The following is a 22,838-nucleotide window of genomic DNA, read 5'->3' as shown; positions in this document are numbered from 1 at the left end:
GATGTGCAAAATTGGGGATCGGATTTTGTCGACGTGCGACCCCTGGCTTCCTGTGGGCTCTTGTTGACTGGTCTGCTTCGGTTTACCCCTCAGAGAAATTATAGAGATATCAGACACCTTTCCGAAATATCATTAGCATGTAGATCAATAGATTAAATATCAATTACGACTTTCCTACAGAAAGTGATCCAAATCGATGGTTGAGTATAGTGGATATTTGCTCTTCAACAATATTGTCGGCTGTCAAACCCATTCAATCTAAATGATGTCGATGATATCACAGCTAATACTTCAGATAATATCTCAGACGAATTTGCAAGGGAAGAATCAATCGAAGAAATTTTCTTACCACCAAGAACGCTTGAGGAACCACTTGAGACGGAATTTTTCCGATTGTTTGACGAAGAATGCCGCTGGTTCAGGTATACTATAAAAGAATACAAACCTCAAGAAGGATTGGATGAAAGTGGTGATTTGTCAACCTTCTATACGCCTGATACACGATCTTGTGATATATTTGTCACGGATTCAGGGTTTGTTTTCTTCCGAGGAAGCCAATCAAATGTGGATGAGTTCACACACCTATTCTATCAAAGTCTACGAGACCAAGGTGTTGACGCTGTACCTGATGAAATAAGATTTGATCCGGACTTCTTCCTTTGGCTGTTCTATCACTACCGGTTCCAGAATAGATTCTCCTCTGATTTGTCAATAGAACAGCTCACTGATGCAAAGGTTATTGGTGAACGTGATATGATTGGTGGCGTGAACCGCGTTTCTGGTTCTGCTGATGCTGCCAGGTCTGCGCCTGTTCTAACTGGGATTCTTAGCGGTAAGCACCTATCAATGATCGGTGGAATTTTTGGAGTCCGCGACATTTCTTTGAGGGCAGATATAGAGACAGAAGGGCGAATCCATATCAAATCTAAAGACGGTATTAAACACCTTGAGTCAGAAGGCCGTATCATCGTAGCTGTCTCATTTTACAAGAACTATGTTCCTTATGGGAACACTGGCAAAATATGGAAATTCCAGGCCGGTATCCACCGGATTCTTTCTTTGAGGAAATTTATGATGACCTACAAAATGCTGGAGTAGAGATCACGTTCCCTCTTGGGCCAATACTGGATGAATACAGAAGTAAGCGGGGCGAGCGATAGTATGCCGGAAATATACGAACAAGAAGAAGCATCTATTGGGGTTGCCGAAATACGGTATGCTATTGAAGCCGGTAGAGGTGAGCGTACAGAATTTTATGCTACAATACCAGAAAATGAAGATCGTCTTGCTGTGACTGCTTGTAGTTTAGCTAACAACGGCGGTGGCCAAATTCTCATAGGGGTTGATAAAGAAGGAAACAGGATTGGTATTGATAGTCCTAATGTTGAAGAGATTGTAAAAGAGGTATTGGATAGAAACCTTGAAAGAAGGCGTGATCGAAAGTACTTTACATCCGTTGAGGAGACCAATAATTGTAATATTCTAATAATAATAATTGACGAGTTTAAGGACTTCCCCTTGATGGCAGATGGTCGTTTTTATATTCGACACCAGAGAGATGATCTACTTCTCACTCCAGTTGATGTATTTTACCTAATGCGTGGAATTGAACCTGATGAAATAGAACAAGATCAGAGATCGTGATTGATAAAGAAGCAATCTATTTCACAAATACTTTCATCAGATCTTCTAAACTAGGTAGAACATGAGTATGTGGAGCGTGTTCGTTAGCAGGATAGTTCCGGACTACTCTAGTAGAATTTCGTCACGGAACACACTAAAAAGACAGTATCAAGAAGCACTACATGAATTAGAGACGGGTGGTTCATTCTATTTTCCTGAAGATCCAGTTAACAAGGACAAACTTGGCGATCGAGTGTTTCAGCAGTTTTTAAAAACCAGAACGAAGCTAGAAAACAACGGTTTTAATTCTGGAGGAGAATGGCATGTGGCAGATAGAGATTCTATAAAGCCATCTCTTAAGAAAGGGATGTGCGAAATAAAAGGGCTAACATAATAGATGTTCTTAAAGCATCAATTGTTGGCACAATTGCATTAGTATTAATCACCGTTTCGATATATGTTGGTATTTTTGGAATTGATTCAATTATAGATATTTTATCTGCCATATTATAGTTGGAAGAGATCTTCTGTGTAATATTACGGAGGACACCAGAAACGAGCGAAAGTTCTATTCGTTCTGTTTGAGGTCGTTCGCGTCAAGTTCGCCTTTGAGATACGCTCGTCCTCGGTCAGTGATTTGATAAAGTCCTTCGTCGACACGGTCAACGAGTCTAGCGTCACGAAGCATACCGAGTCGTGTACTTAGATAGTGCCGCGAATAGTCTATATTAGCCGATAGTACACGAGGTGAGAGAATTAGATCGCTATCCGCGAGGGTCTCGAGGATACGATCATCGGCTTGTGTCATCCAAGATACCCTCGGTCTTCGCATACAGTCACGTCCTGTACTGGCATTTTATCAATACTGATTAAATCCACTGGCAGCAACGTTCGATTCACTGGAGATTAACGAGCGGTTGGTTAAATATAAGTAAATGGGATGTTTCGGTTGCTGCTAACGGAGGCCAGATGGACCCGCCGCCCGAACAGGGTCTTGAGAAAATGCGGACCCGGTGTTGTGGCACCGGCCCGCCTGGCTTCCGTAACCCAGCTACGGAAGCATGCAATTGCACGATGTTACGGGGGATAAAGTCCCCGATAGACCGCATAGTACGGCCTACGGCCCACAACCCACGGTCAACTCAAGCACCGATTTCGGAAGTATCGGAAAGCCGCTGAACCACGGCTCAGTAGTCACGAGATCGTTTCAGTCACGAAAGCTGACTATTTTCGGAACTATCGGAAACTGCATTCCGACAACTAAGAGGGTCGGGTACAGTCGCTATAATCAACCGACGGACAGCAGCCGCGCGCGCCCCAGCTCCTACACAACGGCGTACGCGGCTCGTCCGCGGTCCCATAACAGTGAGACCATGACCAAACTGGCACGCTACCACGGTAAGAGTACCGGATACTGTAACTACAGCGATACGCTCGAGGTAACTCGATGAGCGACGACCTCGAACCCATTCCGCCGCACGAAGCGGTCGAAATGTATCACGATGCAATGCGCGACGAGCACGCGGATTCGACTCGTGAGAGCGAGCGATACCGACTCGAGTCGTTCATTCAGTTCTGCGATGAGAACGATATAACAGATCTAACGACCCTCTCTGGGCGGGATTTGTACAAGTACCGAACGTGGCGTCGCGAGGGGAAAGGCGACGGTCGCGGTCCGATCAAACTGGTCACGCTCAAGGGCCAACTCGCGTCGTTACGCCGATTCCTGCGATTCGCGGCCAACATCGATGCCGTCCCCGCGGAGTTGTACGAGCAGGTCACGCTGCCGACGATGAAAAACGGCGAGGACGTATCGGAGACGACCCTGAAGCCCGAACGGGCAATCGAGATTCTCGACTATCTGGAACACGCACAGCCCGCGTCTCGCGACCACATTATCGTTCTCCTGCTGTGGCGGACCGGCGCACGAACTGGTGCCGTCCGCGGGCTCGATCTCCGCGACCTAGATCTTGACGGGAGCCACCCGCGGGTGACCGGTCCCGCAGTCCAATTCGTTCACCGTCCCGACACCGAGACGCCGCTCAAGAATCAGGACAAGGGAACCCGTTGGAACCGGATTAGCGAAAAGACGGCCAGCTACCTCGAGGACTATATTGAGTACCACCGCCACGACGTAACTGACGACCACGGCCGTGAGCCGCTTCTCACGACCGAGTATGGCCGACCAGCGGGGAACACGTTTCGGACCACGCTGTACCGCGTTACACGTCCGTGCTGGCGCGGCGAACCGTGCCCGCACGATCGGGATGTCGAGACCTGCGACGCGACCCACCTCGATCACGCGAGTAAGTGTCCATCGTCGCGGTCTCCGCACGATCTCCGAAGCGGCCGGGTGACTTTCTACCGGCGCGAGGACGTTCCCCGACGAGTTGTCAAAGATCGCCTCAACGCGAGCGAGGACATCCTCGATCGGCACTACGATCGCCGATCGGACCGCGAACAGGCCGAACAGCGCAGCGATTTCCTCCCCGACCTGTGATTCCAATGATTGCTACTACTAGCGTCGCGAATCCCGAGATGCTCCGATCCCATCGTGCCCGTTATCTGCGAACAACGTGAGCAGTAACGGCACCGGGGATTTGAACGAGACCGAGGTTCTGCGCTTCGCGCAGGTTCTCGGGCGTAGTTCATAATCCCATCGTGCCATGGGCGACAGTACCCACTGAATTGGGATTCGAATATCGCTCGCGAGGAAGGGAGCAGACCTCGAGCTCGACGACTAAGGCGATCCTCGACGGATGCGGATCGATAGATACCCTCTCGACTGAAGTCGGATAGCTTCGAGAACGTCGGGACGATCGCCAGTGAAGCCCTCGAGAAGTGGTCGAAGTCGGGGAACGATCCGACGGCACTCCGCGGGATCGAGTTGATCTGGAAGACTCCCGGCGGCGGAACTGAAACTGGGTTCGTCGGCGCAGTCGCAGATCGGTAAATCGGCTCGGATAGTGGCAACACTATCGATTTCCCCCATTTCTGCAAGTTTGCTTGAATAACACCGCCATGTGGGAAACCTAGGTTGTACTCGGCCCCTTGATGGCGGGTCGGCGGCACGATCGTGCCGCGGCGGTTGCGGGTCGGTTTCGCGTGCAGCGCGAAACGCCCCTTGCCGGGTGTCGCCAAGGGGACATTTGGATAGTTCGCGCATTTTATCTGGCTAGCATATTATCAATAATTTTTCAACTAATTCCAAATAGTGTAGTGCACGGATCAGAAAATCTGCCAGACAAAATGGAGTCCGGAGCAGAATGGATCCTAGAAAAGATGTTATTGGTTATTTGTGGGAAATGACAGTGTCTGATTGGGTTATAGATTGATTGAAATGGCACTGTCTATTTACACGGTTCTGGCATAGACCGGCGTTTTAGCGGCTGTTATGTCTTCAGTGCTGATCCCAGAGATTGTTCCCCCCTCGTGAGAGGTGTGGTGAGACAGCCGAATCTCTACTGCTTATAGAACAAAAATTTATTATATACGACTTTTCATGGTTGTTTCACAGTCGATATCACAACGTCACCGTCTTCGAGTCTTCCGGTTTTTCGTATATAGATAGTGCTTCCCTCGTCGGATTGTCAAGGATCAATTTAATGCGAGCGAGGACATACTCGACCGGCATTACGACCGCCGTTCTGACCGTGAACAGGCTGAACAGCGCAGCAACCTACTTCCAGACCTATAAATTCATGAACGTTCAAAAGAGGGTCTCTGACCTCGAAATCACTGATACCCATCGTGTCCGTTATCTGTGAACAACGTGAGCAGTAACGGCACCAGGGATTTGAATTAGGGAGGAGCGTTGCTCCGACCATGGTTCACATCCCATCGTACCCCTCTTTCTCTCTGGGTCCTTACTCTGCGATGGACGGCCATCTGCTGTCCGACCTCGAGCTTTTGATTACCTCACCCGTCGCAACCGCTCATTCGGGAGGTGAGGTCGCACAGGCAGATCATCGTTTCAGACCACTTTATTATTGCGGATATTTTCGATACACTAATATGGGACACCATCGGTAAATAGTACGTCGGCAGAGCCGGCCGATGGCATCACAGGGGATACGGGGGACGCACTGATCATCGCCACGCGACGATCACTCCTGCTGCCGACGCGTGTCCACCCTTTCGATACTAATTCTGCCCGGTAGCGGCTTCTCTTCGACTCGAGGGTGTTCCGACCGTTGACTCCGAGTCCGGTTCCATCGGTCGATCAGGGTGTCTCGGTCGCGAATATAGTTCACATATCTCGACGTAGTACTATTATGAAGATTCATGTAATAAAGAATGTCAGAGTGTGCATGGTCTCGTTTCGAGCCACCGGTGAGAGCGGAATCGATCGTCGATCGTTTGTCTCGTTGCTCGGTACGACAACGGGTGCGCTCGCGTTGTCCCGATCGTCCGACGCGGTCACGACAGTCGACTCGGCGTCCGGCGACGGCCTCAAGTCCCTCTCGTTTTACTCGACGGCGTCACAGGTGACCTCGGCGGGCGGCCCGCTGACGGATGAGGATCACGTCGTCGCGTGGGCCTCCGAGGACGCGGATGTGACGATCACGGACGGCGGAACGGACGAAGCCGACGTCGTCTCCTACGAGGACGAGCGGATCCCGCTGATCACGCAGGACGGGACCGTGATGGGGATTGGCAGCGCCGGCTTTCTCAGCGACGAGCGCGGCGGGTTCGACGCCGGCAACGAGGAGTTCGTGCTGAATGCCTGGGACGAACTGCTGGGGCCTGACAGTACGGTGCTGTGGGACGAGAGCCACGAGCAGTACTGGGACCTCTCGAGTCACGATACCTTCCGTCGCTACGCCGAAGACAATGGCTACGAGCTGCGAGCGCTCGAGGAGTTCGCAACCGACGGGACGACCCTCCAGTTCTATTCGACGGCGAGTCAGGTGGCACCCGATGACGACGTGCTCACTGAGGAGCACCTCGCCGCGGACGACGACCTCGAGGTCCTCGCGTGGGCGGAATCGACGGCGACGAACGGCGATCAGACCGGGTCCGACGCCGTCGAGTACGGCGACGACGAGCGGATTCCGTTGGTCACCCGCGACGATCAGGTGGTCGGGTTCGGTGCGCCACTCGTCGAGGACGACAGCGATCACGACGAGAACAGTGCCTTCGTCCGGAGCATCTGGGACGCAGTGATCGACGGCGAGACCGTCTACTGGGACGAGAGTCACGACCAGTACTACGATCTCGGCCAGTTCGAGACGTTCGTCGCCGACGCCGAGAGCGACGGGTACACCGTTACCGCCACTGACGACCTGCCAGCGGTACTCGAGGGCGCGAGCGACGGTGCGGACGGGAGCACCGAGACCGACGCCGATGCGGTTGTGATCACGACGCCCGCAGCGGCGTTTACCGACGATGAACTCTCGGCCCTCGAGTCCTTCGTCGTGGACGGCGGGGCTGTGTTGCTCCACGATCAGGCCGATTACGGCGGCCACGACGAGACGGGGAATCTCGACGAAGTCGCCGAGCGGCTCGACCTCGGCTTCCGATTCAACGCGGATCAGGTCGAAGACGACGCGTCGGGCTGGGACAGCCACGTGTTCACGACGACGGCCTTCGATGAGACGTATCTCGAAGATGAGTCGGGCTCGGTCGGGTTGGCGGACGCCGACGGACTCGTCATCACGACGCCCCAGTGGGCGTTTGACGACTCGGAACTCGCGGCCCTCGAGTCGTTCGTCGCGGACGGTGGGGCCCTCTTCCTGTTCGATCAGTCGGACTTCGGCGGAAACGATCGAACGGGGAATCTGAACGAGATTGCCGACCGACTCGATCTCGCCTTCCACTTTAACGGCGGACAGGTCGAAGACGAGGTCCAGAACGCTGGACCCGTCTACGAGCCGGTTGCGACGGATTTCTCGCCCGCATTCGACTACTTCGAAGATCGAGACGGTATCGGCATCGGGTTCGAACGTGACGGGGAGTATTACGGCCGGGTCACTCGCGTGTTCGACGGCGACACCGTCGAGGTCGAGTTCGACACCGAGTACGGCTACCGCGAGACCATCCGTAACGTCGGCGTGGACACCGCAGAGACACCGCCGACGGAGACCAGTCCCAGGGAGTGGTTTGGAATTCCCAACGACGCGACCGATCACCTCCACGACTGGGGCGAGCGCGCGTCTGACTTCGCCCTCGAGCGGCTGGCACCCGATGGCGCGGCGGTCGACGAGGCCGATCTCGAGGGCCGCCATGTCAAGATCACCTTCGACGAGGCGGAACCGATACGCGGGAACTACGGGCGACTGCTTGGCTACCTCCACTATGATCCCGACGACTTCACAGCCGACTTCGATGCCGGCTCGTTCTCGGTGAACTACAATCGACAGATCGTTGCGGACGGGTACGCCCGCGTCTATTCGTCGGGCTTTGCGGCCCACGACGAGTTCGCGGCACTCGAGGAGGACACCCTCGCGGCGGGCCGGGGCGTCTGGTCGGCGTCCGACTTCGACACGCTCACCGAGATTCGAAACGAGCCCGTCGAGGACCTGTTCGTCCCGTCGGCCCGGAGTATTCACAGCGCTCAGGGCCGGAACGGCGGTCGCCTTCGGGACGATCAGGTGGCCGTGTCGGCGGCCCCGAGCGCCGAGCAGCGTCTCGAGGGCGATGGCGTCGGGTACGACGGCGATATTCCGTTGGTTGGCGTCGATGACCGCCGACGGGTCGCGCTCGTCGGCGGGCCGGTGATCGACGAGACATACGAAGAGAGCGAGGGCTTCGGTGCGGACACGAGCGGGTACGGCAACTTCCCGTTCCTGACGAACCTGATCGATCACCTCTCAGAGACCGATGGCGACGTGATACTCGCTGGTAGCCAGGGCCAGTTTAACGCCGAGGGCTCGCTCTCCCTCGAGGACTGCAAGTACTACCTCCGCTACCTCGAGGGGGTCGACGTGCGGCTCCGCCAGGTAAACGATCTGGAACGGACGCTGCCCGATGAGTCGGAGCCGCCGCGTGCCGTCTTGCTCTCTGCACCCGCGCGCGAACTCGAGTTCGGGGAACTCCTCGCGTTGCGCGAGTATCGGAACGAGGGCGGCGCGGTCGTCCTGCTCGGCAGCGCGGCGGCCCCGGCCGACCACACGCGGAATCTGAATCGGCTCGCCGCCCGGCTCGATACGGATCTCCGGTTCAACGAGGATCAGATCGTCGACGCGGAACGGAACCTCGCCAACGATCCCACGGTCCTCGAGACGGCGGCGTTCGACGACTCGTTCCCGCTGTTTGACGTCTACGATCCGTCGGACCGCACGGACGAAGACGACGAGGTGGACGAGGCCGACGAAGCACCCGAAAACAGCGACCACGCGCGGGGCCACCGCGGAAATAGCGATCACGCACCAGGTCACCGCGGACACGGTCCCGGAAACAGTGGCAACGCATCGGGACACAACGGCGACTCACCGGGCAATAGCGGAAACGCACCGGGACATCGCGGTGGCGGGCCGGGCAATAGCGGAAACGCGCCCGGCCGCTAACCCGACTCAGGCGCGAACGCGACGCCGCTCGAGGTCGGCCTCAAGCCGGTCGGCGGCCCGGAGTCGCAATCGTTTCGCGCGTCGTTTGGTCAGCCACGAGTCGGTTACGCGGTCGGCAAGCGGATCGTACGCTGGCGGGGTGAACCCGAGTCCGCGCAGGTAGCGCTGGACGGCCTGATTCTCGAGTCCGTCGTGGATCGCTGCGTCGGTGATCGATTCGACGGTATCGAACGCGGGGAGGTGGAGCGGGTCGGCAGTGGCCGCGTTCGAATCGATAATCGCGTCGGACTCCGACGGGCGCTCCGAGCCATCGACCACCGTTCCGTGGGCGTCCGCTCGTGTGACGATCGATCGCACCTCGTCCGCGAGTCGGAGCACCTGACTCGGCAGGGCTGTGTCGGGCGAGCGCCACTCGACGGTCGGCATCGCGGTTCGCAATCGGACTGGGTTCCAGGCTGCCTCGTAGGGGTCGAACTTGTCGTCGAACGCGTCGGGGTCGACACCACGCTCGAGTGCACGCTCGCGGAATCCGTCGTAGGCGTCCTCGAGTCGCCGTTCCCACTCGTCGACACTATCGACGTAGGGTCGGAGCTGGCCCTGTTCGGGACAGGTTTCGTAACACGACCGCCGGTAGAGGAACGGCCGGGCGCACTCGAGGATGCGTTCGCCGCGGTAGTGCGCCGAACTGTTGACCAGCGCGAAGGCCGGATCGACCGCGGTCAGTGCGTTGAGCTGGTCGGCGACGTTCGATTGTTCGAAGTGAACGTGTGTGCCGGCGCAGACACGGGCGTCGTCGAAGGCGGGCCCGACGATCCGGCGCTGGAGGTCGGTACTCGTCTTCTCGCGGTAGGGGATTTCGTCGGGCGAGGCGGACAGCGGCGTTGCGAGCGGGACGAGTCGCTTGTCCTGTTCGCGTGCGGCGTCAACGACGCGGCTGATCCGACTGACCAACTCCTCGCGGAGTTCGGCCATCGATCCACACGGGGTTGTTTTGATCTCGAGCATCGGCTCGACGAACTCGGGATCGACCTGCTCCGAGATGTCGAGCAGTGTATTGGGTGCGACCAGGTCGCCGTCGTCATCGACGACCCAGTACTCCACCTCGAGGCTGGTGTTCATAGATGTGTCTGGGAGCGCGTGGTGAGTGGCCCTCGAGCGAGCCGTCACTGGGCCACCGGGCGGACGGTGTTCGGCGGGGGACTCCCATTCGTGTGAAGGGAGCCGTTCGCGTCAGCCGAGCCGTCGTCCGGTAGTTCTCCCGTTGGATTCGCTGGTAGGGTCGATCCATGCGAAGGCGTTGAGCCTGCGAAGGCAGGCTGTGATATTGGTACCGGCCCTCGTGATTGGTGAGCGCGCTACTGGTAACACCAGTGTTACGTGGTTGTCTCAACGTATCTGCTGGATTGATATCCTTCCGGTAACATGATGTAACTACATGAGCGACGAAGCGACTGCAGACGACGCGTCAGTGATTGTTGTCGGCGGCGGCCCCGCCGGACTGAGTGCGGCCCTCTTTACCGCGAAGAACGGCCTCGAGACGACAGTGTTCGATACCGACGGAACCTGGATGCACAAGGCTCACCTGTTCAACTACCTCGGAATCGGCTCGGTCGGCGGCAGCGAGTTCATGGCGACGGCCCGCCAGCAGGTCGACGACTTCGGCGTCGATCGCAGACAGGGCGAGGAAGTGACCGCGGTCAGCGAGGCCGGCGACGGGTTCGCAGTCGAGACCGACGAGGGGAGCTATGAGGCTGACTTCGTCGTCCTCGCGACCGGTGCGAACCGCGAACTCGCCGAGGACCTCGGTGTGGCGTTCACTGACGAGGATGTCGTCGATGTCGGCGTCGATACCGAGACGAGCGTCGAGGGGGTCTACGCGACCGGCGCAATGGTCCGACCCGAGGAGTGGCAGGCTGCGATCGCCGTCGGCGACGGTGCCGCCGCGGGACTTAACATCCTGACGAAAGTACGTGGGGAACACTACCACGACTTCGACGTTCCCGCAGACGCCGAGCGCGTCTTCGGCGAACTGATCGCGGAGTAACTCGCGCCACCAAACTCATTGGAGTCAGCCGACCTACCCAACTCACCGAATTCACTACGATGTCTAACGAATCACAGAATCCAGTCACGCCGGAACTACCCGACAGCCCCGTCCACACGACGGGTACCGACCACATCACTATCTGGGGGAGCAACGAGGCCGATACGATCGCGTTCTATCAGGATCTGCTCGGAATGCCGCTCGTCCTTCGTCAGCCGAATCTCGACGATCCCTCGCAGACGCACCTGTTCTTCGATACGGGCGACGGTCGCATCCTCACTTTCTTCGTCAGCGACGACCGCTCATCGAACCAGCGAGGCCAGCGTGGCGGAACCGGTGCCGTCCACCACCTCTGTTTCAGCGTTGACCCCGACGACTACGAGGACACGATGGAGGCCCTCGAAGAGGCAGGTCACCAGTACAATGTCTTCGACCGGGGCATCTTCCACTCGATCTACACCACGGACAACAACGGCCTCGTCATCGAACTCTCGACGGACAAGTACGAGGTCCCCGACGACCGCCGCGGCGAGGTGCTGGCGAAGGCCCAGGAACTCCGCGAGGAAGACGGTGCCGACTACGCCAAGGACGAGCACCTCCGCGGTGCCATCGAGGCGCTCGGTCTCGAGCTCATCGAACACGACCTGCCCGAGGCCAGCACTGGCGTCGGTGGTGTCCAATGAGCGCGGACCGCATTGACGGCCCCCATCAGGACCAACAGCTCGTCACCAGCGGGACCGACCTCGCGGATGCCGAGGCTGCCTTGGTACTCACCCACGGCCGCGGTGCGACCGCTCGCGGGATGATCCAGATAGCAAACGAGGTTCATCGGGAGGGCGTCGCCTTCCTGGCCCCGCAGGCAGCCGGCCAGACTTGGTACCCGAACTCGTTTCTCGCACCTGTCGAACGCAACGAGCCCGGCCGGTCGTCGGGCCTGCAGGCCATCAGCGACGCGATAAGCGAGGCCAACGACGCTGGGATTCCGACTGAGCGGATCATGCTGATCGGTTTCTCGCAGGGGGCCTGTCTCGCCAGCGAGTACCTCGCCCGCAACCCGCAGCGCTACGGCGGCCTCGCCGCCCTCAGCGGCGGGCTCATCGGCGAAGATCTTGACGACGAATACCCCGGCGATCTCGAGGGCACACCCGTCTTCCTGGGCTGTAGCGACGTCGACCCGCACATTCCCGAAGAGCGGGTCCACGACACGGCCGACATCCTCGAGTCCATGGACGCCAACGTGACCAAACGGCTCTACGAGGGGATGGGCCACGGCATCAACGAGGACGAGATGGAGTACGTCTCGGGAATGGTCGCGGATCTGGTCGACGACTAATCGTAGCTTCATCGCTGACGGATTCCGGCTGCGCTCGAGTTCCAATCACCGGATAACGGTGACCGGAATGGGAGCGCGTCGGACGATTTTCTCGGCAACGCTGCCGAGCAAGACGCGGGAGAGTCCGGAGCGGCCGTGGCTGCCGATGACGATGTGATCGATGTCGTGTTCGTCCGCGAACGAGACGATTTCGCGCGCTGGCTTCCCGACGACGGTCTCGGTTCGAAACTCGATGTCGGGATCGCCGACGATCTCCGCAATCTCGTCGGGGAGTTCCTCGGAGACCGTTTCCTCTCGCTCCCGAAGCATCTCCTGAACGATATTGATCCCTGCCTCCGTGGATCCGTCCGCCGCCTCGATGACGCGCAGCAGCACGATCTCTGCGTCGGGATACGTCGCAAACGCGTGTTCTACTGCCTTCTGTGCGGGCTTGGAGCCGTCGTACGCGACGAGGACTTCCATACGTCTGATAGCTCGTTCGGGAGCATAAACCCGGCCGATGGTGGCAGACCGGTTCGGAGCGACCGTCGTGAGCGAGAACCGCAACGTGAGTGGCGTCCTCAGAAGTGCAGTGCACTCCGAGAGGCCATGAGAATCGCTTCGCGATTCTCGAACGCAACGCGCTGCGACTGTCGAGACGAGCGCGAAACCCCAGTTTCGCGAGCAGTCGAACAGGTGCGACGTACCCGTGAGACGACGGCGAAATCGTCTCGCAGCGCCCGTGCGGAGAAATCGGCTGGGGAGGGCGCGGTGACTCCCTGCCACCAGTGTGAGCAGGCTACTTTCCGCTGCTCCCATCACGCTGTATATCCAATCAGACCAGTACCCTGCTAGTGAGCAATTTCGCACGTCCTCGAGGTCCACCCAAATCTATTCCACACACTTTGTAGTAGTTATAAGCCACTACGGTCCGACAATTAGGGTGGAAGCTACGCTCCACCAGACGCAGGGGGTGTGCGCCGAAATGCCCCGGGTGCTACAGACACCCGAGACGTGGCTTCCAAACACGGTCCGTTTGCAAGCCATGATTGCGTACATTCTAGCGGGATATAAACGTCCCGCACGACATCAGAATCGCACGCCACAACCAGCGGTAGCCTCAAAATCGACACTCTACGGACGCAGTGACAAGTGGTCGGCGTGACCGACTCTCCCGACGAGAGCGACGACACCACCGCCGACGACTCGTCGTTCTCCGCGTGCCCGCGCTGCGGCGATCCGGCCCTGCTATCGGTCGTCACCGGTCCCAGTACCGGCTTTGTCGACCCCTGTGGCTGTTCGGTCCCGCCCGGCCTGCTTGAGCGCGAGTGATATCTTCACTGGGCACCTACGTTTCTCGTCGGGCTCGAGCCCCGGCGGGCAGCCGGTCTCCTGTCGCTGGACGCCACCACCGAAACCACCGCGTCGACGGCAGGGGTCCGGCCCGTAAACGGGGCTCGAACGGGTGTGATCGGTGACGGCTAGTTGATTCTGATCGTCACGTCTCGACTGTGGATCGGCCTCGAGTTCGTCGTCGTTGGTACTAACGAGGGAGAGACACTGCTCACACTGGCGGCTAGGGATTTCCACACCCTCCCCAGCCGATTCGTTCGCTCGCACCGCTCGCTCACTCATCCCTTGCGCGGAGTCGTGTACGCGGTTTGCCGTCAGCAAACCGCGACCCAGCGCACGCCACCGCACGTGGCTATTTTGGATCGCTACAGTCGCGGGCGTCCGATTCAGCGTAGCTACGAAAAATTGCGTGAGCGAGCCAAAGCGGTGCTATTCTTCACGACTCGCGTCGCTCACGGGTCATTCCTCCCCGTTCGCGTCACCGCGGCGCGACCGAAGGAAACGCCGCGCATCGCTCGTCGTTCGGATTCTCGAGGACTTCTCGCCGGTCAGTCCTCACCTTCCTCGAACCCGTCCTCAAATCGGAACGTCCCATCCCGCTGAACGACCTCACCGTCGACTTCGATAACGGAATCCTTGCTCATGTCGACGATCATGTCGACGTGGACCGCAGAATCGTTGGCTTCGTTGCCCTCCCCGACGGTGTCGTCGTAGGCCCGGCCGACAGCCATGTGGACCGTATCGCCCATCTTCTCGTCGAAGAGCATGTTGTAGGTGAACTGATCGATGTCGCGGTTCATCCCGATACCCAGTTCGCCGAGTCGACGCGCGCCGTCGTCCGTGTTCAGGACTTCCGTGAGGACGTCCTCGTTTTTCGCCGCCGAGTGCTCGACGACCTCGCCACCCTCGAACTCGAGGTATACGTCAGTGATCTCTCGGCCCTGATGGTACAGGGGCATGTCGAAGAGGACCTCGCCTTCGACGCTGTCCGGCTGGGGTGCGGTGAAGACCTCGCCGCCGGGGAGGTTGTGCTCACCGTGATCGTTCAGCGTCGGATTGTTTTCGATGGACATCGTCACGTCGGTCGTGTCGCCGCTCTTGATCCGGATCTCCTCAGCGGGGTCCATGATCTCGACCATGTGCTCCTGGTGTTCGCGCTGTTCGTCCCAGTCCTTGTTGACGGCGTCCCAGACGAAGTTCTCGTAGCCAGCCGTGCTCATCTCTGCGAGCTGGGCGTTCGCCGGCGCGGGGTACTGCGTGAGACACCAGCGCTTGGAGAGGCGCTCCTCGAGGATGGGGCGATGTGCCTGCTGGTGGGCCGCGCTGATCTCGGGGTCGACGTCGCTAGTCTGGGTGGCGTTGTCCGTCGCGCGAATGGCGATGTAGACGTCCGTATTCTGGACGAGCGCGAGTTCGTGTTCCGGCGTGTCGAACTCCCCGTCTGCAGCGCGCAGGTAGGCGCGCTGCTGTCGCTTTCCGGTTCGCTGGCTCGTCGTGATCGGGTTTGCGCCTCGATCACCGATCACCTCGTGGAGGGCGACAACCAGGTCTTCGGCGACGGGGTGGGCGTCGATGACGACGTTGTCGCCTTCCTCCAAGTCGACCGAGTGGTTGGCGATGATCTCGGCGTGTTCGCGGATTCGCGGGTCCATGCCCCGGTATTTGTGGGAGGAGGAAAAAATGGTTCGTAATGGGGAACCGCCGACCCGATCGCCGACTGCGGCGCGTTTTCGCCACTCAGTCGGTCGCAAACCCGTACTCATCGGTCTCATACTCGTACTCGTTGGTCTCGCCCCTACCGGATGTGTCACCCGAGGACCCGCCGGTCGCGCCCGGCTCGGTCCCCTCGAGATGCGTCTGGAAGAACGAGACCGTCGCAGCCGTCAGGAGGACGCCCACGGGGGCCGAAACGAGCAGCGCGAGCAAGAATCCGCCGCCACCGCTGCTCACCAATACTGACAGGACCGCGGAAACGACGGCCCCGGCAACCGCGTGCCAGAACGCGAAGCTGAGGACCGGCCCGCCCGCCGTCGTCAGCCGAACCGACCGGCGAAACGCCTCGCGGAACGGCGCGTCGTCGACGACGAACAGGAACGGGACGGGATAGAACACGTAGCCGACGACGATGATCACCGGAAACATGAGCCAGATGAGCGGCGGCACGAGAACGAAACCGGGAGTACCAGTAGAAACGCACCGAACACGAGGAGATTGTACAGGACGAACCGCGGCGCGTAGGTGACCACACACGAGCCGATAGCGAGTGGCTCGCCGCGGAGTCGCCGATCGAGTCCGCCGACGTACGCCGCCATCAGGATCGCGGAAATCACCGCGTACGCGGCGAGTGCGAGGCCGATCCACGCCATCATCTCGGCGCTGATTGCCTCGAGCGGGAACGCGATGGTTTCGACGGGGGTCTCGATTGTCACGTCCATTCCACTGGACCCGGTTGACCCGACGGGGGTCGTCGGTTCGCCGGTCGGAGCGGGCTCGCCGGGCGCGTCGCCGACCGAGGGGGTGTACGGGTCCTCGCTCGGGGTCCGCATCGTCGCGGGCGGATCCGGCGGGTCTACGAACCGCCACAGGGTCACGAGCGGCGTCGGCAAGAGAAACTCGAAGTTGATGGCGAACCCGCGGCCGGTGTTGGCGAGCGCGCGTTGCACGTTCTCGAACTCGAGCAACGCGGTGAGCAGGGGAACGAGCGCGAACGCCCAGAGCTCGTCGAACCGATCGGCGACTCGAGACATGTGATGCCAAAACGGACTCGAACTCCCCGTGTCCGGACCGTCGGCGGGCGTCGATGGGCCACCGTCCGAAGGCGGCCCGTTGTGAGGCTCAGGGACCATACGTCGCGGTACACATGACGTACCAGTGAACCTTTCGCCCGGAACGAACGTCGCGCTTGAGGACGGCGATGCCGAACCCTCACAGCGGGGCAGGAAGTTCGGACTCCCTCGAGAAACGGGGCGACATATTTCTCTCTCGTCCCGGTATCGATACCCGTGATCGATCTACGCTCCGATACCGTCACGATGCCGGACGACGCAATGCGCGAAGCCGCCGCCACCGCCGACGTCGGCGACGACGTTTACGGCGAGGACCCGACCGTGACCGAACTCGAGTCTCGTGTCGCCGACCGGCTGGGAACCGAGGCGGCGCTGTATTTCCCGACGGGGACGATGGCGAACCAGACGGCCGCCTGCGTCCACACAGAGCGGGGACAGGAGGTAATCGCCGACCGACAGAGCCACGTCGTGAAGTACGAACTCGGCGGGCTGGCCCAGCATGCGGGGCTGCAGGTACGGATGCACGATTCCGACCGCGGGGTGCCCTCGCCGGAGCAGGTTGCAACAGCAGCCATCGAGGCGGATCTGCATCGGCCCGGTACCGGCCTGCTTTGCCTCGAGAACACGCACAACGCACGCGGCGGACTTGCGATTGACCCCGACGCGATCGCTGCGGCGGCCACAGCGGCCCGCGAACGCGATGTCCCGGTGCATCTCGACGGTGCGAGGCTGTTTAATGCCGCGACGGCGCTCGACGTGCCGGTTACCGAACTCACCGAGCCCATCGACTCCGTCATGGTCTCCCTCTCAAAGGGGCTGGGCGCGCCTGTCGGCTCGATGCTCGCAGGAGATGGTGAGTTCATCGAGCGCGCCCGCCGGACACGAAAGCTGTTCGGCGGCGGTATGCGCCAGGCCGGAATTATTGCAGGTCCTGCACTTGCGGCCCTCGAGAACGTCGATGACCTCGAAACCGATCACGAGAACGCGCGCCTGCTGGCCGAGGGACTAGACGGCATCGACGGATTTGATATACAGGAACCGGAGACGAACATCGTCCTCGTGGACGTGTCGGGAACGGGACTCGAGCCGGCGGTCGTCGTCGAGCGACTCGAGGAACGGGACGTGCTGGCGACGCCCTTCGGCCCGACGACGGTCCGGTTCTGTACGCACCGCGATATCACTCGATCGGCTATCGATCACGCGCTCGAGCGACTCGAAAATGGAATCGCCTAACGGCAGTACTTGGCGCCTAGCGGTCGCCGCGCATCCCGTCGCGGAACTCGAGGACCGTCCGTCGGAGCAGGAGATACGCGAAGAAGACCAACCCGAGCAGGATCAGGACGACCGCGATGATGACGGGATCGTCCGGAAGGAAGCCGATGATGGTATCCAGCATATGTCGCGGCTACACTGTCAGCGTGGTTAATCGTTTCGACCTCATTTGGTTGCATCCATGCGACCGATTCGCTAACTAAAACACGGGTTTCAGCTTGCGTTGCCTATAACGTCGGCCGGTTCGTCGGTCGACGTGTGCCTCGAGTTCGAGGGCGGCCGTCCTGCCCTCCAGCCCGTCCGAGGGTCGTCCTCGAGTTCGAGGTCACCTCCTGATCATCCCTCCCGCTCCCACCAGCCGGTTGTGGGCCGTCCCGTCTGCCGATCGGACGGCCTCCGGGCAGCCGGACCGTTGATACCGGCTGCGGAATCCGCCCTGTCCCCGCTGACGCCGTGTGCTGGTTCCGTCGACGCCTGTTTTGGTCTCGCTGACGCTTTGTACCCGCGTCGGAGCACCCTTCTCTCACTACTCCGTGCAAATCTCAACCGTCTCGAGCGGCGTTCTGTCCGGCTCGCGAATTTCGCCCTCCAGACCGCCGTCCTCGCGCTCCTCGAGTACGGCAAATCCCGGCCGGTTCCCACGCGGATCGGCGTGGCTGCCGGGGTTGAGCAACTGGACGTCCTCGGTCTCGACGACCGTCGGCCGGTGACTATGCCCGAAGACGACGACGTCGGCCCCACGCGACCGACCGAACATCGCGAGCCCCATCTCGCCGCCGTCCCGTCGGTGAGTGACGGCGAATCGGACGCCGCCGGCCTCGACGACGCGAGCCGTCGGCAGTCGGTCGCGTACCGCCGCGCTGTCGGCGTTCCCGTGGACCGCGAACAGGCGGTCGCACTCTTCCTGGAACGCCTCGAGTGCCGTCTCGCTCGTGAAATCGCCCGTGTGGATGACGGTATCGGCCTCCCGGGCCGCGGTCAGTGCATTACTCTCGAGCTCGTGGCCGCTGGCGCTGTGCGTATCGGAGAAAATCGCGATCATGGGTAATTTTCACCCGACACTGACAGGTCCCTTTCGGATGCGGTCGCCGGTGTGGCCAGATCGCGGTCGGGAAGGGGTTCGACTGGTTTCAGTCGGCAGCAAACCGGCTCTAGAACGCCTTACACTTTTAGGTTCGCCCTTCGTAGTCGCCGTTAATGGCCAGTAGCACCTCTGTCGTCCTCGCTGCACTGTTTGCGAACGCGGCGATTGCGGTCCTGAAGTTCGGTGGCTTCGCGCTGACTGGAAGCCCCGCGATGCTGTCGGAGACGTACCACTCGATTTCGGACACGGGGAACCAGATCTTCCTGCTGGTCGGGATCAAATACGGCGCACAGGAGGCAACCCGTGAGCATCCGTTCGGCCACGGGAAGGCGCAGTTCTTCTACAGCCTGCTCGTGAGCATCATGCTCTTCGGCATCGCCGGCTGGGAGAGCGCCCGCCACGGCTACAGTGCACTGCAAGAGGGCGGCGTCCACCGGGCCAGCGAGGACGTCACGCTGCTTGGCGCACCGTTCGACCCCGTCTACGTCAACTATGCCGTGTTGCTCGGCGCGATCCTCTTCGAATCCTATGCGCTCTGGAAGGCCTATCAGGGGATCAGCCGCCAGATGGACGAGTACGGCTGGACCAGCCTCCGCGAGGCGTTCAGCAAGACCAGCGACGTGACGACGCTGACCGCGCTCACCGAGGACACTATCGCGCTCGGCGGCGCGGGGATTGCTCTCTTCGGGATTTATCTCACGCGAGCCACCGGAAACGGGATCTACGACGCCGGAGCCGCCCTCATCATCGGGATCATGCTCATGGGATTCGCCGTCGCGCTGGCCTTGGAAAACAAGCGGCTCATCCTCGGGGAGAGCCTCTCCAAAGACGCCGAGGACGAACTCCGTACCATCGTCGCCGACTGGGACGGCGTCACCGAACTCGTCGACTTTCGGACCGTCTACTTCGGTGCCGAGGAGCTGCTCGTCACCGCCGACGTGGCGTTCGAAGCCGACCTCGACACCGAGACGATGAACGAACGCATCACCCAGATCGAACTCGCACTGATGGATCATGACGATCAAGTACAGAAAGTCTACATCGAACCCGAAATCTGATCGGCCGTCGACGTTCTTCGCGCTATTCCATTGATTCCGCCGGTTCACCGGTCGCTTTGTCTCGATTGTCATAGCCCGCTACTACCGTCGACCCCGGCGGCCGGTCGTTCAGCACCGCCGTCACCGTCGTCTCCTCGAGATCGACCGTCGACTCGAGGGGATCCCATCCCGACTCGGTCTCGACGGCGACGGCGACATCGGTCGGACTCGCGCCGGGCGGCAGTCTGGCGGGGTCATAGACGAGCGCGATTCGGACGGCTTCGACGGCCTTCAGCTCCTCGAGACCCACGAGATCCATGGGATCAGCAAGAGCGTCGACCGGCGGTTCGCGCCCGCTCTTCGCGAGGCCGAACGCGTCGGGGACAACGCCTGCAACGAGTTCGACGCGGGCGCCCACCTGCTCGAGGGTATACTCGGCGACATTACTGGAATCATAGCCGGGAATCGCCATATCGAAGACAGGTACTCGAGACACATGGCCCTGTACCGCGCGTTCGCCGGCCGGCGAACGTTGCTGTCGTCTCCCGGATCGCTTCACTGGCGCGACCGAACCGAGACGAATCCTTTTATCGCAGCGCGAACCTATCGTATCGTGTGTCCGAGACTGCCGGGTACATGCGCTTTTTTCCGTACGACCAGCCGTACGAGAACCAGCGCGAGGCGATGGATCGCATCCACAACTCCCTCCACCGAGGGCAGGACGTCCTCTTCGAGGGGCCTGCGGGACCGGCAAGACACTCTCGTCGCTGGTCCCTGCTCTCGAGATCGCTCGCGAGCAGGATAAGACGGTCGTCATCACGACCAACGTCCATCAGCAGATGCGCCAGTTCGTCGCCGAGGCCCGTGCGATCACCCGCGAGGAGAACATTCGTGCGGTCGTCTTCAAGGGAAAGGCATCGATGTGCCACATCGACGTCGGCTACGAGGAGTGTCAGGCCCTGCGAGACAACACCCGCGCCATCGTTGACGCCGAACGCGATCGCGAGCAACTCGAGCGCCGCCAGAGCGAGTTACTCGCCGAGAGTCAGGACGGCGACGGGTCGGCGACCGATGCCCGGAGCGCCGTTATGGACGAACTCGAGGATATCGAGGAGCGTCTCGAGGACTTAGCAGAGCAGAACGTCTGTGACTACTACCGCAATAATCTCACCCAGGATACGGACGATTTCTTCGGCTGGCTCTTCGAGGACGTCCGCACGCCCGACGATATCTACGACTACGCTGAACAGCAGCAGTTCTGTGGCTACGAGCTCTTGAAGGAGGGGCTCGAGGGCGTCGATCTGGTCGTCTGTAACTACCACCACCTGCTCGATTCGACCATTCGAGAGCAGTTTTTCCGCTGGCTGGGCCGTGATCCCGACGATATCATCGCCGTCTTCGACGAGGCCCACAACGTCGAGGACGCTGCCCGTGAACACGCCACCCGGACCTGCTCCGAGCGCACGTTCGACTCCGCGCTGGACGAGTTAGCCGACGCTGACGACTCGCGCTCGGACGACGCCACGAACGTCCTCTCGGCCTTTCACCGCGCGCTCGTCGAGACCTACGAGGACTCCTTTGGCTTCGGCGAGCGCGAGGGGATCGGCGACAACTGGTCCGACGTGCCGATCGCCAACGAGGACCGCAAGGACGACCTCACGCTCGAGTTCCTCCAGCGCTACTCCGGTCGAGGGATCGAGGACGATCTCGAGGCCGCGATGCAACTCGGCCAGGAGTTAGACGAGCAGTACGAGGAGGCCTATCGCGAGGGCGAGACGGCCACACGGACGGAGTGTCAGACCCTGCAGGCCGCGGCCTTCGTCAGTGCATGGATGGCTGAGGGCTCGGCGGAGGGGCTCTATCCAGTCGTCTCCGTCACCCGCGACGCCGGCACCGACGAGATCTACGGCCGCGCGGAGCTGTACTCCTGTCTCCCGCGGCAGGTGACCGGCCAACTGTTCGACGAGATCTACGCGACCGTCCTGATGAGCGCGACGCTGCAGCCGTTCGACGTCACCGAGAACGTGCTCGGCCTCGAGGACGTGGTGACGATGGCCTACGGGTTGCAGTTCCCCGCAGAAAATCGCCGAACGTACGCCGTCGAGAGCCCGCCGCTGTTCTCCTCGGATCGCGACGACCCCGCCGTCCAAGAGGAGGTGACGGAGACGATCCACGACGCCGTCCGCATGACGCCCGGCAACACGCTCGCCTTCTTCCCCAACTACGGCGAGGCAAGCCGGTACGCCGACCGGCTCGAGACCCGCAGCGATCGGACGGTCTATCTGGACGAGCCGGGCATTGCCGTCGAGGAACTCCGCCAGCAGTTCATCGCGGACGACAACGCAGTGCTCTGTACGTCGCTGTGGGGTACCCTCGCGGAGGGGGTGAGCTTCGACGGCGACGACGCCCATACGGTGCTGGTCGTCGGCGTCCCCTACCCCCACCTCGATGACCGGGCCGAGGCAGTGCAGGAAGCCTACGACGTGGCCTTCGACGGGACCGACACGGGCTGGCGATACGCCGTCGAGATCCCCACGGTCCGCAAGACCAGGCAGGCGCTCGGTCGCGTCATCCGATCGCCGGAAGACGTCGGCGTCCGCGCCTTACTCGACCGGCGCTACTCGAGGGATGCGAAGTCAGATCTCGGAAAATACAGCGTCAACGGCACCTTTCCACACGAAGAGCGCGAGGAACTGATCGACATCGATCCGGAGAAACTCAAGTTCTCGATGCTCAACTTCTACGGCGGTCACGACACCTACGACGGCGAGCCGCCGGCACCGTGAACGGCTATCGGGTATCGATTCTCGGACTACCGG

At 60.3% G+C, this 22,838-nt stretch carries 20 protein-coding genes and 3 pseudogenes; 14 read left to right on the top strand and 9 right to left on the bottom strand.

Translation table 11 applies throughout. The features are described 5' to 3' along the window. The first annotated feature begins 393 nt into the window (after positions 1 to 393). From K6I40_RS18145 to K6I40_RS18135, 3 genes are all read left to right on the top strand, one after another. Positions 394 to 1,098, top strand: coding sequence for a hypothetical protein (locus K6I40_RS18145; RefSeq protein WP_222915138.1), 705 nt, complete (start codon positions 394 to 396; stop codon positions 1,096 to 1,098). A gap of 63 nt (positions 1,099 to 1,161) precedes the next feature. Then, positions 1,162 to 1,644, top strand: coding sequence for an RNA-binding domain-containing protein (locus K6I40_RS18140; protein WP_222915135.1), 483 nt, complete (start codon positions 1,162 to 1,164; stop codon positions 1,642 to 1,644). A 61-nt stretch (positions 1,645 to 1,705) separates the two neighbouring features. Then, positions 1,706 to 2,017 (top strand): hypothetical protein, encoded by a 312-nt coding sequence (locus K6I40_RS18135; RefSeq protein ID WP_222915133.1) that lies wholly within the window; start codon positions 1,706 to 1,708, stop codon positions 2,015 to 2,017. Between the two features lie 174 nt (positions 2,018 to 2,191). Here the strand turns inward: K6I40_RS18135 and K6I40_RS28595 are convergent, their stop codons facing one another. Further along, on the bottom strand, positions 2,192 to 2,431 hold the full coding sequence (locus K6I40_RS28595) for a winged helix-turn-helix domain-containing protein (RefSeq protein WP_255681701.1): 240 nt from the start codon (positions 2,429 to 2,431) through the stop codon (positions 2,192 to 2,194). 639 nt (positions 2,432 to 3,070) lie between these two features. Between K6I40_RS28595 and K6I40_RS18130 the strand changes: the two genes are divergently transcribed. The 4 genes and pseudogenes from K6I40_RS18130 to K6I40_RS18125 all read left to right on the top strand — a co-directional run bounded on the left by K6I40_RS18130 (position 3,071) and on the right by K6I40_RS18125 (position 9,131). Beyond that, positions 3,071 to 4,123 carry a tyrosine-type recombinase/integrase gene (locus K6I40_RS18130; RefSeq protein ID WP_222915132.1) on the top strand — a complete coding sequence of 351 codons (1,053 nt, stop codon included), beginning with the start codon at positions 3,071 to 3,073 and terminating at the stop codon, positions 4,121 to 4,123. Between the two features lie 205 nt (positions 4,124 to 4,328). After that, positions 4,329 to 4,576 (top strand): annotated as a pseudogene (locus K6I40_RS29040) (DNA-binding protein); the annotation flags it as partial. 624 nt (positions 4,577 to 5,200) lie between these two features. Further along, positions 5,201 to 5,320 (top strand): annotated as a pseudogene (locus K6I40_RS28590) (site-specific integrase); the annotation flags it as partial. 613 nt (positions 5,321 to 5,933) lie between these two features. Beyond that, a complete protein-coding gene (locus K6I40_RS18125) occupies positions 5,934 to 9,131 on the top strand; it encodes a thermonuclease family protein (RefSeq protein WP_222915130.1) in 3,198 nt (1,065 codons plus the stop codon). 6 nt (positions 9,132 to 9,137) lie between these two features. Here K6I40_RS18125 and K6I40_RS18120 read toward each other — a convergent pair whose 3' ends face one another. Continuing rightward, positions 9,138 to 10,250, bottom strand: a complete 1,113-nt coding sequence (locus K6I40_RS18120) for a glutamate-cysteine ligase family protein (RefSeq protein ID WP_222915128.1) — start codon at positions 10,248 to 10,250, stop codon at positions 9,138 to 9,140. Positions 10,251 to 10,566: 316 nt separating this feature from the next. Between K6I40_RS18120 and K6I40_RS18115 the strand changes: the two genes are divergently transcribed. Genes K6I40_RS18115 through K6I40_RS18105 form a run of 3 tightly spaced genes read left to right on the top strand, consistent with a single transcriptional unit; the run spans position 10,567 to position 12,508 of the window. Continuing rightward, positions 10,567 to 11,175 carry an FAD-dependent oxidoreductase gene (locus tag K6I40_RS18115; RefSeq protein WP_222915126.1) on the top strand — a complete coding sequence of 203 codons (609 nt, stop codon included), beginning with the start codon at positions 10,567 to 10,569 and terminating at the stop codon, positions 11,173 to 11,175. Between the two features lie 59 nt (positions 11,176 to 11,234). Continuing rightward, the gene (locus K6I40_RS18110; protein ID WP_222915123.1) at positions 11,235 to 11,858 is read left to right on the top strand and encodes a VOC family protein; all 624 of its coding nucleotides are present in this window, start codon (positions 11,235 to 11,237) and stop codon (positions 11,856 to 11,858) included. Then, positions 11,855 to 12,508: a dienelactone hydrolase family protein gene (locus tag K6I40_RS18105; protein WP_222915121.1), complete on the top strand. Its 654-nt coding sequence runs from the start codon at positions 11,855 to 11,857 to the stop codon at positions 12,506 to 12,508. The genes K6I40_RS18110 and K6I40_RS18105 overlap by 4 nt, the downstream gene beginning before the upstream one ends. Before the next feature lie 45 nt (positions 12,509 to 12,553). Here K6I40_RS18105 and K6I40_RS18100 read toward each other — a convergent pair whose 3' ends face one another. After that, positions 12,554 to 12,970 carry a universal stress protein gene (locus K6I40_RS18100; RefSeq protein ID WP_222915119.1) on the bottom strand — a complete coding sequence of 139 codons (417 nt, stop codon included), beginning with the start codon at positions 12,968 to 12,970 and terminating at the stop codon, positions 12,554 to 12,556. 669 nt (positions 12,971 to 13,639) lie between these two features. Between K6I40_RS18100 and K6I40_RS18095 the strand changes: the two genes are divergently transcribed. Further along, positions 13,640 to 13,819, top strand: coding sequence for a hypothetical protein (locus K6I40_RS18095; RefSeq protein ID WP_222920473.1), 180 nt, complete (start codon positions 13,640 to 13,642; stop codon positions 13,817 to 13,819). A gap of 569 nt (positions 13,820 to 14,388) precedes the next feature. On the opposite strand, the gene K6I40_RS18090 is transcribed toward K6I40_RS18095, so the two are convergent. The 3 genes from K6I40_RS18090 to K6I40_RS28580 form a co-directional block, all read right to left on the bottom strand. Next, positions 14,389 to 15,492, bottom strand: coding sequence for an aminopeptidase (locus K6I40_RS18090; protein ID WP_222915117.1), 1,104 nt, complete (start codon positions 15,490 to 15,492; stop codon positions 14,389 to 14,391). Positions 15,493 to 15,577: 85 nt separating this feature from the next. Continuing rightward, positions 15,578 to 16,003, bottom strand: coding sequence for a hypothetical protein (locus K6I40_RS28585; RefSeq protein WP_255681697.1), 426 nt, complete (start codon positions 16,001 to 16,003; stop codon positions 15,578 to 15,580). Then, positions 15,970 to 16,686 (bottom strand): hypothetical protein, encoded by a 717-nt coding sequence (locus tag K6I40_RS28580; protein WP_255681696.1) that lies wholly within the window; start codon positions 16,684 to 16,686, stop codon positions 15,970 to 15,972. Before K6I40_RS28580 ends, K6I40_RS28585 begins: the two co-directional genes overlap by 34 nt. Before the next feature lie 156 nt (positions 16,687 to 16,842). Here K6I40_RS28580 and K6I40_RS18080 point away from each other — a divergent pair, with 156 nt between their 5' ends. Next, positions 16,843 to 17,859, top strand: a complete 1,017-nt coding sequence (locus K6I40_RS18080) for a GntG family PLP-dependent aldolase (protein WP_222915115.1) — start codon at positions 16,843 to 16,845, stop codon at positions 17,857 to 17,859. A 16-nt stretch (positions 17,860 to 17,875) separates the two neighbouring features. Here the strand turns inward: K6I40_RS18080 and K6I40_RS18075 are convergent, their stop codons facing one another. Next, entirely contained in the window at positions 17,876 to 18,022 is a 147-nt protein-coding gene (locus K6I40_RS18075; protein ID WP_222915114.1) for a hypothetical protein, read from the bottom strand. 402 nt (positions 18,023 to 18,424) lie between these two features. Further along, positions 18,425 to 18,940 carry a metallophosphoesterase gene (locus K6I40_RS18070; RefSeq protein WP_222915111.1) on the bottom strand — a complete coding sequence of 172 codons (516 nt, stop codon included), beginning with the start codon at positions 18,938 to 18,940 and terminating at the stop codon, positions 18,425 to 18,427. 155 nt (positions 18,941 to 19,095) lie between these two features. On the opposite strand from K6I40_RS18070, the gene K6I40_RS18065 reads away from it, so the two are divergent. Beyond that, entirely contained in the window at positions 19,096 to 20,040 is a 945-nt protein-coding gene (locus tag K6I40_RS18065; RefSeq protein WP_222915109.1) for a cation diffusion facilitator family transporter, read from the top strand. Between the two features lie 22 nt (positions 20,041 to 20,062). Here the strand turns inward: K6I40_RS18065 and K6I40_RS18060 are convergent, their stop codons facing one another. Then, positions 20,063 to 20,491 carry a hypothetical protein gene (locus K6I40_RS18060; RefSeq protein WP_222915106.1) on the bottom strand — a complete coding sequence of 143 codons (429 nt, stop codon included), beginning with the start codon at positions 20,489 to 20,491 and terminating at the stop codon, positions 20,063 to 20,065. 164 nt (positions 20,492 to 20,655) lie between these two features. Here K6I40_RS18060 and K6I40_RS18055 point away from each other — a divergent pair. Continuing rightward, positions 20,656 to 22,805 (top strand): annotated as a pseudogene (locus K6I40_RS18055) (ATP-dependent DNA helicase). The last annotated feature ends 33 nt before the right edge of the window (positions 22,806 to 22,838 follow it).

Source organism: Natrinema sp. SYSU A 869 (genome assembly GCF_019879105.1).
Lineage (GTDB): Archaea > Halobacteriota > Halobacteria > Halobacteriales > Natrialbaceae > Natrinema.
This window is presented reverse-complemented; position numbering and strand designations above follow the sequence as displayed.

Excerpts from the sequence above, each read along its gene's own strand:
- K6I40_RS18140 (WP_222915135.1), top strand. The coding sequence starts at position 1,162 with ATGCCGGAAATATACGAACAAGAAGAAGCATCTATTGGGGTTGCCGAA.
- K6I40_RS18135 (WP_222915133.1), top strand. The coding sequence starts at position 1,706 with ATGAGTATGTGGAGCGTGTTCGTTAGCAGGATAGTTCCGGACTACTCT.
- K6I40_RS28595 (WP_255681701.1), bottom strand. The coding sequence starts at position 2,431 with ATGACACAAGCCGATGATCGTATCCTCGAGACCCTCGCGGATAGCGAT.
- K6I40_RS18130 (WP_222915132.1), top strand. The coding sequence starts at position 3,071 with ATGAGCGACGACCTCGAACCCATTCCGCCGCACGAAGCGGTCGAAATG.
- K6I40_RS18125 (WP_222915130.1), top strand. The coding sequence starts at position 5,934 with ATGGTCTCGTTTCGAGCCACCGGTGAGAGCGGAATCGATCGTCGATCG.
- K6I40_RS18120 (WP_222915128.1), bottom strand. The coding sequence starts at position 10,250 with ATGAACACCAGCCTCGAGGTGGAGTACTGGGTCGTCGATGACGACGGC.
- K6I40_RS18115 (WP_222915126.1), top strand. The coding sequence starts at position 10,567 with ATGAGCGACGAAGCGACTGCAGACGACGCGTCAGTGATTGTTGTCGGC.
- K6I40_RS18110 (WP_222915123.1), top strand. The coding sequence starts at position 11,235 with ATGTCTAACGAATCACAGAATCCAGTCACGCCGGAACTACCCGACAGC.
- K6I40_RS18105 (WP_222915121.1), top strand. The coding sequence starts at position 11,855 with ATGAGCGCGGACCGCATTGACGGCCCCCATCAGGACCAACAGCTCGTC.
- K6I40_RS18100 (WP_222915119.1), bottom strand. The coding sequence starts at position 12,970 with ATGGAAGTCCTCGTCGCGTACGACGGCTCCAAGCCCGCACAGAAGGCA.
- K6I40_RS18090 (WP_222915117.1), bottom strand. The coding sequence starts at position 15,492 with ATGGACCCGCGAATCCGCGAACACGCCGAGATCATCGCCAACCACTCG.
- K6I40_RS28580 (WP_255681696.1), bottom strand. The coding sequence starts at position 16,686 with ATGGTCCCTGAGCCTCACAACGGGCCGCCTTCGGACGGTGGCCCATCG.
- K6I40_RS18075 (WP_222915114.1), bottom strand. The coding sequence starts at position 18,022 with ATGCTGGATACCATCATCGGCTTCCTTCCGGACGATCCCGTCATCATC.
- K6I40_RS18070 (WP_222915111.1), bottom strand. The coding sequence starts at position 18,940 with ATGATCGCGATTTTCTCCGATACGCACAGCGCCAGCGGCCACGAGCTC.
- K6I40_RS18065 (WP_222915109.1), top strand. The coding sequence starts at position 19,096 with ATGGCCAGTAGCACCTCTGTCGTCCTCGCTGCACTGTTTGCGAACGCG.
- K6I40_RS18060 (WP_222915106.1), bottom strand. The coding sequence starts at position 20,491 with ATGGCGATTCCCGGCTATGATTCCAGTAATGTCGCCGAGTATACCCTC.